We start from the raw sequence: 14483 nt of genomic DNA, 5'->3' as shown, positions 1-14483 counted from the left end.
GCGGCAAATCCGCAGTTCACGGATATGCCTGATGAGAAATCGGTCGAAGGTTAACGCAGTTCCCGGGCGGCGGCCAAAGCCTCGCGCAGGCCATTGAGGAGGCCGAAAAAAGGCATGCGAAAGGCGGCATGCCCTGGGTGATGCGGGGTACTCGGACAGATTCTCAGGCGGTCGTCCACCGCCCGCCCGTCACGGTCGAAGGGCATCCTCGACGCTCGGAAAACAGGCGATCATCGTGTCGAGGCCCACCAGCTGCAAGGTGCGCAGCACCGCTCCGCGCACCCCGGCCAGCCGCAGCCACCCCTGTACCGGCCGCCTGGCCTGATGGGCGGCGATCAGGGCGTTGACACCGCTGGAGTCCATGAACGTGACCTGGCTCAGGTCGAGCACGAGCCGACGGCCCGGGTCGTCGTCGGCCGGTGGCATCACCCGGGTCAGGGCCGACGAGCTCTGGTAGTCCACTTCCCCCTCGAGGCCGAGGACGGCGATGCCGCCGACGTCGGCACGGACCACGGACAGCCCGCCGTGGCCCACTGCTTCCCGGTTGTCTGCCACTCGCGTCCTTCCGCGGTCGGTCGGCACCCCGTCACGTCCCTCTTGCCATCGCTGCCCCGTATTCCGGGCTCGATGCACGCACGAGCCGCATTCATGTGTGCGCGGCGCAGGAGTAGGACGAGACCTACGGGGTAGTCGCGCGCTCATGAACGGGGTATTGCACATCGGCGGCAGGCAGTCTGTTCCGCCCGAGGAGTGGTTTCGGATGCCGGAAGCCGCACCTGCCGAGGTAACCGTGGCCCTTGACGGAGCGCCGGGCTGCATCGCCGACGCCAGGGGCCAGGTGTCCGCCTTCCTGGCGCGCGCACAGTCCGAGCACGGACTGCCGGTCTCGGCGCGGACGCTGGACCTGTCGCAGCTGGTCGTCAGCGAACTGGTCACCAATGCGCTGAAGTACGCGCCCGGCCCGGCCCTGCTGCAGCTGCGTATCGCGGACGGCAGCACGGTGGAGATCGAGGTGTGGGACACCGATCCCACGCTTCCTTGGGCCCAGGCCGCCGACGCCGGACGGGTGGGGCAGCACGGCCTGGAGATCGTGATGGCGGTCGTGCAGGGCTTCGAGGCTCGCCGGGAGCCCGTCGGCAAGCGCGTCACCGCCAGGCTCTCGCTCTTCGACGATCCGCTGCTGGGCTGAGTGGTTCGACGGCGGCGGCACCGCGGGCATCAGCCGGACCGGGCCGCCGACGATCCCGAGAGCTGCGACTCCGGGGCGGACTCCGGGGCGGACAGCAGGCCGGCGGCGGCCCGGGCGTGCAGTGAGTCGAGCGTCTGCCTCTGCCGGTCCGCCCGCTGCCGCAACTCCTCCAGCCGGTCCTGGTCGAAGCGCGCATCGTCCGCCGCCGCGGCGAGCAGGGCCCGCCAGAGCAGCGCCTTTCCGGCCACGCCCGACCGCAGCGCCTCCAACTCGATCAGCAGTGTGAGGCCGGATCGGCGCAGCAGACGGCCGTTGGGCTTGGCCCGGCCCAGCTTCTCGCCCAGCCACGCCCCGTAGACCTTGTACCGTCGCGCGGGGACCTCCACTTCGCCCATGATCCGCAGCAGGGCCCGCCGGTCCTGGGCGATCTCGGTCGCCAGGTTCCGCAGCTCGTCGCCGTACGCCGTGTCGCCGTGCTCCTGGACCATGCGGTGCCCCAGCTCCGCACCGACGGTCGCGCCGGCCAGGTGGTCGTTGAGATAGACGCCGAGCAGTCGTGGGGCAGGCATGGCACTCCTTGGGGTCGGTGAAACCGCCGTCGGTGGGTGGGTGGAAATCCGCCGTAGGGCGGCGAGTGCCCCGTCCGGGCCGGTCCACCGCCCGGACGACCGCCTTTCGGAGGGGACGACCGCGCCCGCCCGGCGGCGTCACGACCGGCGTGGTCCCGTGCGCACGGGGCGGGACGCGCCCAGCCGTACGTGCCGGACGCCCGCCGAGAAGTGCACGACGGGCTCATCCGCGGGGGAGGGCAGGCCCGCCGCGGCGGTGAGCGTCTCCTCGAGGACGTCGACCGTCGCCGCGGCCAGCGGCCACGGTTCGTGCTCGACCGGTGTCTCCCACAGCCTGCCGAACCGCCGCGTGTACGACCGCCAGCGCGAGGTCAGCCACACATCGCGCTCCGTTGGCCGGACAGGGTCTCCGGGCCGGACGACGAGACGGTAGGAAGGACGGCCGCCCCGGCGCGAACCGGCGTACGAGACGGTGTCCCCGCACACCCGCAGGCCCAGTCTGCCCGGGTGGTACGGCGCCCCGACGGCACGCGCCGCCAGCATCAGCGGACAGCCGACCTCGATGGAGAGGAACCACAGCCCGTCCTGCCCGTCGCCGTTGCGGACATAGGTGCGCAGGTTCGTCTCCGCGAACGTCAAGCCCGCGCCCGGCACCCCCGGCGGGCGCACCCCCGTCATCTCGAACGGCGTCAGGCCCACCCAGGCGGCTCCGTCGTACTCGTCCACGACGAGTTCCCCGGGCAGCAGGGCCTGCACGGCCTGCGGCGGGTACGCCCAGTGCACGAAAGCCTGGCTCCGCCACCGGGCCCGCAGAGCCGGCACCCGCACCCGCTGCTCCGCCCCATAGGCCACCACACGGGACGAGTCCCCCACACGAGCCAGAGCAAAACTGCAGGTCAGAGGGATGATCCCGGTGAGCTGCGCCCCGTGCCCGCGATCACGGAACGCCATCACACACAGCTCCTGGTTCGCGAGGTCACTCCCGCGAACCGGGCCCGGCACACGGTTCTGTCCTCCACCCCATTGCGCTGCGCGAGGCGATCATTCATCATCAGGAATCCTGTTGATTTAATGTTGCAGTAAGGGGTACGGTCATGCCGTTCGGCTCCAGACTCCAGGCCAGGGGCATGCAGTTGCTCCTCGGCCGCGTGATGGCCCGGGTGCACGAGGACCTGCGCTTCACGGACATACCGAAGCGCACCGAAGTCCTCCGCGTGGAGACCGGCGCCGGACCGGTGACCTCCACGGTCTACCGCCCGCCGGCCACCGCCGAGGCCCACGCCCCCGTCTACGTCAACTTCCACGGCGGCGGCTTCGTGATCGCCCGCCCGGAACAGGACGACCACATCTGCCGCTACCTGGCCGCCGAGGCCGGCTGCGTCGTCGTCAACGTGGACTACGCCGTCGCCCCGCAGCGGCCCTTCCCGGTCCCCGTCACACAGGCGTACGACGTCACCGCATGGGTCGTCGAGAACGGCGCCGCGAACGGCTGGGACGGTTCGCGGCTCGCCGTGGGCGGGCACAGCGCCGGCGGCAACCTCACCGCCGCGGTCTGCCGCACGGCCCGGGACCGCGGCACCTTCACGCCCCGGCTCCAGATCCTGGACTCCGCCCCGCTCGACCAGCACGCCGACCCCGCCACCAAGCAGTCGCCCATCGCCAGACCGTTGCTCGGCCCCCGGCTGATGCGGATCTTCACCGACGTCTACGTCCCGGACCCGGCCGACCGCGCGGACCCCCTCGTCTCGCCCGCACTCGCCGACGACCTCGCCGGCCTGCCTCCCGCCCTGGTCATCACCGCCGAGAACGACCGCCTGCGCGACGAAGGAGACGCCTACGCGAAGGCATTGGAGGCCGCCGGTGTCCCGGTCACCCACCGGGTCTTCACGGGCGTCGACCACTACTTCACCCACACCGGCCCGGCGACGGCGGCGAAGGAGGCCTTGGAGTTGATGGCCACCACCCTGCGCGGCGCGCTCCACGAGTGAGGCCGACGGCGCCACCGCGCTCCACGCGGGGATCCGGCCCGCCCCGGAGGAACCCACGTCGCGCCCAGTCCCTCTACTGAGGTGAGCCGGGCGGGGCCGTGTCCTCGGCCGCCCCGGTGCCGACAGTGCGTGGAGCGGAAGGACGGGGTGTGCCGAACCGGCGAACGGCGAGTGCCGCGCCCGGGGGCGGGGAGCGGTTCGGCTGGGCGAAGCGGCTGCCGGTCCGTCGGCACACCATGCTGCTGGCCGTGTGGACGGCCGGCTGGTTCGTCGTGGCCGAACGTCACGAGGCCGTCTCCTGGCACTACTTGAGGACCGGCCAGCAGCTGCTGTTCAACCAGATCCCCGGGGGCGGCCTCGCTCTCTACGCCAACCACCCCGAGCTGCAGATCGGCCCCGTCAGCTTCCTCGTCGCCGGGCTGTTCGCGCCGTTCCCGCCCGAGACGGGGGAGAAGCTCGCGGACCTGTTCATGTCGGTCCTGGGCCTGTACATGCTCGTCCTGGTCGGCCGGGCGGCCGCGGACCACTACCGGGGCACCGGGGTCAACCACCGGCGCCTCCAGCAGCGGGTCCTGGTCGCCGGCGCGGCCTTCATCCCCATGTGGGTGGAGGTCGCCGTGCGGTTCGCGCATCTCGACGACGTCCTGGCCCTGTTCTTCACCACGCTGGCGGTGCGCGCCCTGGTCCGCGGCCGGGCGACCGCCGTCGGCGTCTGCCTGGCCCTGGCCGTCGGCTGCAAGCCCTGGGCGGTCGGCTTCGTTCCCCTCTTCCTGGCACTGCCGCGCGGCGGCCGGGCGCGCGCCGCGGCCTGGCTGTTCGCCCTGGTGGCCGCCGCCTGGCTGCCGTTCTACCTCACCCACACGGACACCTTCGCCGCCGCCCGCTTCACCATTCCCAACCAACCGGCCTCGTCCCTGCGCTGGTTCGGCGTGCACGATCCCGTCACCCCCTGGTGGGACCGGCCCGCCCAGATGGGCCTCGGCGTCGCCCTGGGCGTCCTGGCCGTCCGCCGGCAGCGCTGGCCGGCCGTCGTCCTGCTCGCCGCCGACGCCCGCATCGCCTTGGACCCCAGCGTGTACACGTACTACAACGCCTCCGTCCTCCTCGGCACCTTGATCTGGGACTCGATCGGCCAGCGGCGTCTGGTGCCCTGGGTGAGCTGGATCGCGCTGCTGTCCCTCTACGGCAGCGCCCTGCTGATCCCGTCCGACGGCGCCCGCGGCCTCATCCGCCTCGCCTTCGCGTTCGGTTCGGCCGCCTACGTCCTGTGGTGGCCCCAGCGCATGCCGCGCGGCAGACGCGACACCCGCCGCCCACCGAACCCCGACCCGCGCCCCGCCCAACGGCACTTGGCCCCTTCGCCGGGCCAACCGCCTGCCGGGCCAAGGGCGTTGTCAGTGGCACCTGTCAGGCTTCGGGCATGGCGGACATGAGCGACGACTGGCGGTCCTTCCTACGGCGGTGGAGCGAGGAGTGGGCGGACGCACAGGACCCGGAGGCACCGGAAGACACACACCCGCGTGACGAGGAACCGCGCCGCACACGGTGGCTCGGATTTCCCCCCGCCTCCGAGGAGCGCATCCAGGCGCTGGAGGAACGACTCGGACTCCGGCTGCCGCCCTCGTACCGGACGTTCCTGGCGGTGAGCGACGGCTGGCGGCACGCGGGCGCCTTCGTCTGGCTGCTGGCGGGCTCGGACCGGATCCGTCCGCACGAGGACGCGGCAGGCCTGTCCGAGTACTTCCCCGGCGAACTCGACGACGCCCCGACCAGGGAAGAGGCACTCCTGGCCGGGATGTGGCAGCGGGCCCTGCAACTCGACGTGGAGTCGGACGCCGTGTACGTCCTGCTCGACCCCGGTGACGTCGACGACACCGGCGAGTGGGCCGTCCACACCTGGGCGCCGTGGCGTGCGAGTCCGCCCGAACGGCACCCGTCGTTCCGCGCCTTCATGGAGGCGATGCACAGGGAGTTCCACCAACTGGAGACGGACCGATCGGCGCGCGAGGGGCGGGAGTTCGTCAACGCCACCACGCGGTCCCTGGACGCCTCCGTCGAGGCCGCCCGGCTCGACGCCCTGGCCGGAAGATACGAGCGGGCATCGGCGGCCCTGACGGAGGCGATCGAGTACGGCAGGCCCCGGGCGACGGGGCTGCGTGACCAGATCCGCCGCCTGCTCGGGGAGACGTACACGGTGTCCTTCCACGGGCTCTCGGACGACCCGCGGTACGCGCCGGAGATGCTGCCGGTGCTGGCCGCCGAACACATACGGAACCACTGGGACGACAGCACGTTCCTGCGGGGAGCTCCCGAGACCGTGCGCCCGACGGTGGACGAGTCCCTGCGGCAGCTGCGGGACGGCACGTTCCGCTACACGCCCGCGGGCCCCTTCGCGGCCGCCGTGAAGGAGGCCCGGGAGCAGGCCCGTTGGGGCGAGACGGACGCTGCCTGGCACACGCTGCGCACCGCGCTGCCCGAATGGCGGCCGCTCGGCCCGGACCACATCGCACCCGTCGGCCTGTGCGCCGACCCGGTCCTGGGCCCCCTCCTCACGCCGGAGCGGGGCCGGGAACTGCTGGCCACACCGAGGGCCGGGCAGCACGGCAGTGCCCCCGCTCCGGCGGCCGACCAGGATCCCCCGGGCCTGGCCTGGCTGGCGGACACGGATCGGGGCTCCATCCTGACGTCGTACCGCTTCCTGCTGGTGGAGGGCGTGGAACCGGCCGAACTGCCCGGCCGTATCGGCGCGGACGGAGCCACCGGCCTGCGGGAGCCGATGACGTTGTGGGACGCGCGCAGAAGCATGCGCCACGACCACGACCTCGCGACGTCCGGGGACGAGGCGGTGGCCGTCGTCGGCTGGGCGGGACCCGGCTGGAGCTTCGCCCTGGAGCCCGGGCCCGGCGGCTTCGACGAGAAGCGGTTCGTCTCCCCGGCCGTCGCCGCCTCCCGGGGCGCCCGCGCGGTCACGGTGTGGAGCGAGCCCTGCGACGGGGGCCCCATCGGGCACTTCCTGCTGTCCGTCACGGAGAACGGCCAGGAAACCTACGGATTCACCGTGCGGTCGGGCACGATCGGCAGACGAGGGCCCGTTCCGGCCGCCCTCGATCCCGACCGCCTCTTCCCTCCCGGTGAGCCCCTCGCCGAGAGGCTGGGCGAGCGGCGCGCCCTGGAGGCCCTCGCCGTCGAGTTCGGTGTCCGTCTGCCGAAGCTCGCCCTCACCCGGGGTCGCCTGCACAGCTTCCGCACCCGGCCGTGGAACCGTCCCCCGGCGCCGGGCGAGCGCGTCGCGACCCTGCGCTTCGTGCGGTATCGGCCCTGAACCCCGCCTTCGGCGGAATCCGCCGTCGTCCGGCGGCCTGTCCGGCTCCGTCATGAAGGCGTCAAACGGCTGGTCACGGCACATACTTGAGGATGCGGGGCGAGCCCGCGCCGGTCTGACGGGGGAGTGGCGGAAATGAGCGGTGTCGGCGAGGGCCTGGGCAAGGTCGAGGTCAGGCTCAAGTGGGACCCGAGTCCCTTCGGCGAGCCGGCCCGTCACCTCGACATCATCGGGGCGACCTACTCGGCGGACGATCCCCATGGGCGGCCCGCCTACGTCGTGCACTACGAGAGCCGCTCACCCGACGGCACCATCAACATGCCCCGGCACAGCGAGACCGGCATGGGCTTCGGGTACGTGGAGGTCATGGTGCTGGAGTTCGACCGGCTCTCGCCCGCCTACGGACGGGTCGTGGTGGGCGTGGCCATCCACCAGGACGGCGGTCCTCGTACCTTCGGCGACCTCACCAACGCCGGGGTGCTCGTCGTCGAGGGATACCGGCAACTCCTCGTGGACGACTTCACGCAGGTCGCCGATGCCACCGCCGCGACGATCGCGGAGTTCACCCGCGACGCCTCCGGCCGGTGGGAGATGCACGAGATGGTCAGAGGTTTCGACAGCGACCCCGTGCTGTTCACCGCGGAGATGGGCGGCGTCCGGCACTGACGCCCGCCCCGCCAATCGTCGAACCGGTTCGAAAACTAGCGCCGGCTGCCCCGACCGACAATCCCTCTCGCGCGGACTTCGCCTCTCTCTTTCCAACGGACGAGCCTTGCCAGGGGTGTTGACAGCCGCGCGGGCAGTTCCTACGTTCACTTCACGCGAACCGGTTCGACAAGCGATCGGCTCGCGGTCCCTCTCCCTCTCACCCCCTCGCGACCGGCGGGCGTACCCTCCTGTGAGGTGCCGCACCGGTTCGAGCTAGGAGCCCCTCGTGAACATCGGTGAGATCGCCCGGCGGGCCGGTGTGTCGCGGAGCACCGTGTCCTACGCGCTGAGCGGCAAGCGCCCGGTCTCGGACGACACCCGCCGGAAGATCCAGCAGGTCATCGACGAACTGGGCTACCGCCCGAACGCCAGCGCCCGCGCCCTGGCCAACGGCCGCACCAGCACGATCGGCCTGGTCTTCCCGCCGGCCGGCAACCACTACACCGGCATGCAGCTGGACTTCATCGGCAGCGTGGTCGAGGCCGCCGCGGCCCACGACTACGACGTCCTGCTGTCGCCGAGCGGCGTCGACAGCGACCGCTCCTTCCAGCGGCTGCTGGGGGAGCGGCGCGTCGACGGCGCGATCCTGATGGAGATCAGGCTCCAGGACGACCGGGTCGACCACCTGACCGCCCTGGACTTCCCCTTCGTCGCCATCGGCCGCACCGCACGACCCGAGGGCAGCTGGTGGGTGGGCCTGGACCACACCGCCCTGGCGGCGGCCTGCGTGCACCATCTGGCGGACCTCGGCCACCGCCGGGTCGCCTTCGTCAACCGGCCCGAGCAACTGCTGCGGTCCGGGTACGAGTCCGCTCAGCGCGGCCTCGACGGCTTCACCAAGGCCGCCGCCGAGCGCGGGCTGACGGTACGGACGTACTGCTGCGGCGACGACGCGGCCTCCGGCCAGGCCTGCGTGGAACAGATCCTGCACGACGACCCGGCCACCACGGCCCTGGTCACCCTGAACGAGGCCGCCCTCGGCGGCCTGTACCGGGGGCTCGCCCAGGCCGGCCGCCATGTGCCGCGCGACTTCTCCGTCACGGGGGTCGTGGCCGGTCGCTGGGCGGAGACGGTGACCCCGCAGCTCACCGCGGCCGACGTACCTGCCGAGGAGATGGGCCGACGAGCCGTCGACCTGCTGGTGGAACGGCTCGACCACCCCGACGCGCCGCCCCGCCACCACCTCCTGACCCCGCCGATCTCCCTGCGGGCCAGCACCGGGCCCGGTACTTCGACGACCTGACCCTGCCCCGCGGGCAACCCCCGCGCGGCGTCGCTTCCTTCACCCGCCGATCGCCCCCCGGTGCCTTCAGCATGCCCCTTTCACCCTCATCACCCCATGCCTCGGCACCCGCATGCCCGGAACAGAGGACTCCGCGATGAACAGCTCCGCAGGACAGCGCCGGCTGACCGCCGCCGCCCTGACCGCCCAGGCAGTGATGTCGCCGCCGGCGTGACCGCCGGTGCCGTCAAGGACTGAAACCCCCAACCCGCCCGGACCGCCGCTCAGTTGTCGGCCTGCTGCTGCCCCCTGCTCCAGAAACGAGTCACGCCACATGACCGCCGCCTCTCCCGGCCCGGCCTTCTCCGTCCACGACATCCCGTTCAGCACCCACGGTTCCTGGTTCGACATCTCGCCCGTCGTCGCGGAGAAGGCGTACGCCGACGACCTCCACCTCGTCTCGCACCAGAACGGCATGCACGCCGTACTGCGCCTGGTTCCCCTGGACCCCGGCACGGACGACCGCGTCGAGACCCGCGTCGAGGCCACAGCGGCCCTGCTCCGCTGGAGCGCCCCGGGCGGGCGCATCGACCTCGCCTACGAGTCGCCGGACACCGTACGTCTGCGCGGCAGCGGACTCGGCGTAGGCGTCCTCGCCGCCGCGTCCGCCCTCACCCCGTTCAGCGGCACCTACTTCTTCCACGACCCCGTGGCCGACGCGCAGGTGTTCACGTCGTACGAGACGGGACGCCGCTACCGCGTCACCGTGCTGCGAGGCACCACCGCCCGGACGGCCGGAAGCCAGGCCCTGGGCGGCGCCGAGCGCGGTCTCGCCGTGAGAGGGGAGGCGGACGGCACCTGGGAGATCGCGATCGAGGAGTTCGAGACCGCGCGCCCCCCGTACCGGCTCGAGGCCGCCTTCGACGACGTCGTGGACCGCGCGCTGAGGGCGTTCACCGGTTTCGTCGACGCGGTGGCTCCCTGGCGCTCCTCCGCCACCCCGGCGGCCGAACTCGCCGCCTACGTCCTGTGGTCGGCGACGGTACGGCCCGCCGGCCTGGTCACCCGGCCCGCCGTACTGATGTCCAAGCACTGGATGGACAAGGTCTGGAGCTGGGACCACTGCTTCAACGCCCTCGCGCTGGCCCGTGGTTGCCCCGAACTGGCGCTGGACCAGTACCACCTGCCCTTCGACCACCAGGACGCCGGCGGTGCCCTGCCCGACTCCGTCACCCACTCCGAGGTCCTGTACAACTTCGTCAAGCCACCCATCCACGGCTGGGCATACGGCCATCTGCGCCGCCGCCTGCCGACCCCGCCCGGCCGGGCCGAACTGGCCGAGGCGTACGAGCGGTTGGAGCGCTGGACCGACTTCTGGCTCACCGCACGCAGGGCTCCCGGGTCCCGACTGGCCCACTACGAGCACGGCAACGACAGCGGCTGGGACAACGCCACCACCTTCGACCCCGAACGCGTGGTGGTCACCGCCGACCTGGCCGCCTTCCTCGTCCTCCAGATGCGCGAACTCGCCGACCTCGCAGACGAGTTGGAGCGGCCGGAGCAGGCGGCCAGGTGGACCGCCGCAGCCGCGGAGATGCAGACGGAGCTCCTCGACCGGCTCTGGACCGGCGACAGGTTCCTCGCCCGCGGTGCCGCCACCGGCAACACCTGGAGCAGCGCCGGTCTCCTCGACCTCATGCCCGTCGTACTCGGCGAACACCTGCCCGCCGACGTCGCCGGCGCCCTGGCCGACCGCATCGAGGCGCACCTCACGCCGTACGGCCTGGCCACCGAACTGACCACGTCACCGCACTACCGCGCCGACGGCTACTGGCGCGGCCCCATCTGGGCGCCCGCCACCGTCCTCGTCGAGGACGGCCTGCGCCGCGCGGGCCACCACCGGCTGGCCGACGACATCAGCGCCCGCTTCCGCGCCCTGTGCGAGACCCATGGATTCGCCGAGAACTTCGACGCCCTCACCGGAACGGGCCTGCGCGACCGCGCCTACACCTGGACCGCCGGCAGCTACCTCCTGCTGGCCGAAGCACACGCACACCGACACCGCCGATGACTCAGGAGCCCCCACATGAACTCACCCGCCATACCCGCCACGTCCACGACCCGCGTCAGGCGCCGGGCAGCCGCCTCCGTCGCCGTCCTCCTGGCCGCCCTCGCCTCCACCCTGGTGCCCGCGGCCCCCTCGCGTGCCGCCGACACCGGCGTCACCGTGGACTTCGCCACCGCCGGCGGCGCACCCACCTACCACGGCTCCGGAATGATCTACGGGATGACGCCGAACGGCTCACTCCCGCAGGACCACTTCTTCACGGACATCAAGTGGCACTTCATGCGGGCCGGCGGCGCACAGCTCAACAGCGGCGGCTACGCGACCAGCCTCGCCGACTACCGGACCCGCTGGGACTCCACGCTCGCGCAGTACAAGCGCACCGTCGCCCTCGGCGGCACCTTCGTCCTGCTGCCGCACGACCTGTGGGGCGCGGACGGCACCACCGACCAGGCCTTCCCCGGCGACAACGGCGACTGGACGCAGTTCGACGCCTTCCTCGACCAGCTCATCGGTGACGTCAAGGCCAACAACATGACGGTCCAGTGGGACCTGTGGAACGAACCCGACGGCAGCGGCTTCTGGAAGCCCTCACAGGCGCAGTACCTGCAGATGTGGTCCCGCTTCCACGCGCGGGTCCGGGCGGCCTTCCCGGGCCAGCTGATCGTCGGCCCCAGCATCGCCGGGCAGCCCACGTCGTCCAACACCTGGTGGACCACCTACCTGAACTACGTCAAGGCCAACAAGGTCGCCCCGGACATCTACAGCTGGCACGACGAGCCCGGCGACCCCGTCAGCGGCGTCTCCAGCGCCAACTCCACCCTCACCGCAGCCGGGTTGACCAACACCCGCCCGTACCAGATCAACGAGTACGCCACCCTGTCCATGCAGTCCCCGGGCGGCGGCGCCTGGTTCATCGGCCGCCTGGAGCGCGCCGGCGCCGACGGGCTGCGCGGAAACTGGGCCTCCGGCACCGGCCTGCACGACAACGAGGCCAACCTGCTCACCAAGAACGGCGCCGGCCAGTACCTGCCGCTGGGCGAGTGGTTCATGTACCGCTACTACGGCTCCCAGAGCGGCAACATCGTCAAACTCACCCCCGGCTCCGGCATCGACGGACTGGCCACCAAGGACAACACGGCCAAGAACACCAAGCTCCTGCTCGGCAGCAACGGCAACACCGGCAACGTCACCGTCGGCCTCACCGGCCTCGACACCACTTCGGTGGTGGAGAGCGGCAAGGTCCGCGCGGTCGTCCAGCGGGTCCCGTACAACGGCGGCGCGGCGGTGGCCGGGCCGGAGACCGTCTCCGACACCGTGCTGAGCGTCAGCGACAACGCGGCCTCGGTGAGCATCCCCTGGAGCAGCGCCAAGGACGGCTACACCGTCACCCTGCTCCCGCCGTCCGACCGGACCGTCTCCACGGTCGCGGTCAGTGAGAACAGCGGCCAGTGCCTGGACGACACCGACCTGAGCAGGGCCGACGGCACCCAGTACCAGCAGTGGTACTGCGAAGGCGGCTACCAGCAGATGCTCGACCTGAAGCCGGTCAGCGGCAGGACCGACACCTACACCGTGGTCGACGAGCTCAGCGGCAAGTGCCTGGACGTGTCGCAGGCCTCCACCGCCGACGGCGCCGCCGTCATCCAGTACACCTGCAACGGAGGCACCAACCAGCAGTTCACCCTCAAGCCCGTCACCGCGCTCGGCAACAGCAAGGACTACCAGCTGCTCGCCGTGCACAGTGGCAAGTGCGTCGACGTCAGCAACGTCTCCACCACGGCCGGCGCGCGGATCCACCAGTGGACCTGCGACCCGGCGAGCGCGCTGAGCACCAAGAAGAACCAGATCTGGCGGCTCACCGGCAAGAACTGAGCGCGGTGCGGGCCCCCGGCGGCGGGGGCCCGCACCGGGCCGCGGTCACTGTCCCGGCGCGAGGATGTAGGTGTTGAGAGTCTCCACGGTGGACAGCGGGCCGGGGGAGCCGAGGTCGTAGCGGTCCACGGCGACGTAGTTGGGCTTCTTGCGGGCGGCCGGTGTGCAGAAGTTCTGCGCGCGGTTGAGGATCTTGCCGTTGTCGGTCGAGGCGGTGGCGGCGACGGTGTAGTCACGGAAGTGGTTCATCACGAACAGCGGATGGAACGCGGACGAGTCCGTGGTCAGCGGCCTGGTGTCCCAGCGGCTGTAGCAGGACCAGTCCGAGCCGCCGAGGCCGCCGCCCATGGACCAGTAGTTCTCCACCGTCCACTCCCGCTGGTACATCACCCCGAAGCTGTCCCGGGTCGCCCAGCCGTTGGCCGTGTCGCTCGCCCGGGTGCGGTCGCTGAAGATCAGCAGTTGCCTGCCGCGCGCGGCGAGGTCGGCCATCGTGGGCCAGCCCTTGGTGGCGACGCCGTCCTGGTCGGGCCGGTAGAGGAGGTCGGAAAGGCCGTCGACGGACGCGAGGGAGGACTTCAGCACGTCGGAGGAGGCGTAGTCCTCGAGGAAGACGGTGGCGAACTGGCCGGGGTGCGCCTTGAGGAAGTCGACGATGCGCTGCAGGTCGGTGGCGAGCGGGACGGGACGGCTGACGCCGTCGCAGCTGTTGTGGCACAGCACCGCCTGCCCGGAGACGGTGTAGTCGTCGAGCATGAACCCGCGCACGCCGTCGGCGAGTTGGCGGCTGATGCCGTAGGTCTGGTTGGGGAACCAGCTGACCGGCCAGGAGGCGAAGTCGCCGTCGGCGCCGTTGGCGAAGGCATTGTGCGCGGTGAGGAAGGTGACCTGGTCCAGCGTGCGGGTGTCGGCGGAGGGCATCGCCGCAGTGGCGTAGGCGACGGGGGTCAGGTACCAGCGGGCGAGGTCGCCGGCGGAGCCGAGCTGTACGGCGCCGGCGTCGGCGGAGGATCCGGTGAGGTACTGCGAGGTGCCCGGGGCGGAGAGGGTGTAGGTGCCGTCGGCGCCGGCGGTGAGCGTCCAGGTCGTGCCGTCCGCGCCGCAGGCCGCGGTGACCGCGCTGGTGGCGGTGCGGCCGAGGCAGGTGCCGGACTCGTCGGCGTTGCGCAGCTGGTAGCCGCCGTCGACCGCGAGCGGGGTCCACTGCTGGTGGTCCTCGTTGCCCTTGGGGTTGTGCGCGGCGACGGTGCCGCCGCTGTCGGCCGCGTTGCGGCCGGTGACGTAGTTCTGCAGATAGACCGAGGAGGCCGGGACCGCCGCCGAGGCCGCGCCCGGAAGCAGGGCGGGCAGCGACAGGGCGAGGGCGGTGGAGCAGCTGAGGAGGCGCAAGGGGCGCAGGCGCACAAGGTCTTCCCTTCACTCCGGCACGAGAATGCCGATGCTGACAGAGGCATGACATACCGGAGGGGAGGCGGGACGCGCCAGGTGTCGTGGGTGAATTCCCGCCCTCTACCGGGATGCGTCGGCGACCCCGGCCGGGTGTCC

The 14483-nt window shown here is 71.8% G+C and carries 12 protein-coding genes; 8 read left to right on the top strand and 4 right to left on the bottom strand.

Annotation, left to right across the window (positions count from 1 at the left end):
* Positions 1-189: 189 nt before the first annotated feature.
* Positions 190-555 carry an STAS domain-containing protein gene (locus ACIGDI_RS14445; protein ID WP_399895479.1) on the bottom strand — a complete coding sequence of 122 codons (366 nt, stop codon included), beginning with the start codon at positions 553-555 and terminating at the stop codon, positions 190-192.
* A gap of 205 nt (positions 556-760) precedes the next feature.
* Between ACIGDI_RS14445 and ACIGDI_RS14440 the strand changes: the two genes are divergently transcribed.
* Positions 761-1189, top strand: coding sequence for an ATP-binding protein (locus tag ACIGDI_RS14440; protein WP_399895476.1), 429 nt, complete (start codon positions 761-763; stop codon positions 1187-1189).
* 29 nt (positions 1190-1218) lie between these two features.
* Here the strand turns inward: ACIGDI_RS14440 and ACIGDI_RS14435 are convergent, their stop codons facing one another.
* Together ACIGDI_RS14435 and ACIGDI_RS14430 are read right to left on the bottom strand one after the other, a co-directional pair.
* Positions 1219-1758, bottom strand: a complete 540-nt coding sequence (locus ACIGDI_RS14435; RefSeq protein WP_399895473.1) for a hypothetical protein — start codon at positions 1756-1758, stop codon at positions 1219-1221.
* 138 nt (positions 1759-1896) lie between these two features.
* Positions 1897-2613, bottom strand: coding sequence for a YqjF family protein (locus ACIGDI_RS14430; protein WP_399897607.1), 717 nt, complete (start codon positions 2611-2613; stop codon positions 1897-1899).
* A gap of 239 nt (positions 2614-2852) precedes the next feature.
* On the opposite strand from ACIGDI_RS14430, the gene ACIGDI_RS14425 reads away from it, so the two are divergent.
* From ACIGDI_RS14425 to ACIGDI_RS14395, 7 genes are all read left to right on the top strand, one after another.
* Positions 2853-3746, top strand: coding sequence for an alpha/beta hydrolase (locus tag ACIGDI_RS14425; RefSeq protein ID WP_399895470.1), 894 nt, complete (start codon positions 2853-2855; stop codon positions 3744-3746).
* Positions 3747-3982: 236 nt separating this feature from the next.
* Positions 3983-5179 carry a hypothetical protein gene (locus ACIGDI_RS14420; RefSeq protein WP_399897604.1) on the top strand — a complete coding sequence of 399 codons (1197 nt, stop codon included), beginning with the start codon at positions 3983-3985 and terminating at the stop codon, positions 5177-5179.
* Positions 5167-7068 (top strand): SMI1/KNR4 family protein, encoded by a 1902-nt coding sequence (locus ACIGDI_RS14415; RefSeq protein WP_399895467.1) that lies wholly within the window; start codon positions 5167-5169, stop codon positions 7066-7068. Before ACIGDI_RS14420 ends, ACIGDI_RS14415 begins: the two co-directional genes overlap by 13 nt.
* A gap of 135 nt (positions 7069-7203) precedes the next feature.
* On the top strand, positions 7204-7734 hold the full coding sequence (locus ACIGDI_RS14410; RefSeq protein WP_399895464.1) for a TerD family protein: 531 nt from the start codon (positions 7204-7206) through the stop codon (positions 7732-7734).
* A gap of 268 nt (positions 7735-8002) precedes the next feature.
* Positions 8003-9019: a LacI family DNA-binding transcriptional regulator gene (locus tag ACIGDI_RS14405; RefSeq protein WP_399895461.1), complete on the top strand. Its 1017-nt coding sequence runs from the start codon at positions 8003-8005 to the stop codon at positions 9017-9019.
* 313 nt (positions 9020-9332) lie between these two features.
* Positions 9333-11069, top strand: a complete 1737-nt coding sequence (locus tag ACIGDI_RS14400; protein ID WP_399895457.1) for an amylo-alpha-1,6-glucosidase — start codon at positions 9333-9335, stop codon at positions 11067-11069.
* Between the two features lie 15 nt (positions 11070-11084).
* Entirely contained in the window at positions 11085-12938 is a 1854-nt protein-coding gene (locus tag ACIGDI_RS14395) for an RICIN domain-containing protein (protein WP_399895455.1), read from the top strand.
* Between the two features lie 45 nt (positions 12939-12983).
* On the opposite strand, the gene ACIGDI_RS14390 is transcribed toward ACIGDI_RS14395, so the two are convergent.
* A complete protein-coding gene (locus ACIGDI_RS14390; RefSeq protein WP_399895452.1) occupies positions 12984-14342 on the bottom strand; it encodes an RICIN domain-containing protein in 1359 nt (452 codons plus the stop codon).
* Positions 14343-14483: the final 141 nt, after the last annotated feature.

It is taken from the genome of Streptomyces sp. NPDC085900 (assembly GCF_044540925.1).
In the GTDB taxonomy this organism is placed as follows: Bacteria; Actinomycetota; Actinomycetes; order Streptomycetales; family Streptomycetaceae; genus Streptomyces; species Streptomyces gilvifuscus.
This window is presented reverse-complemented; position numbering and strand designations above follow the sequence as displayed.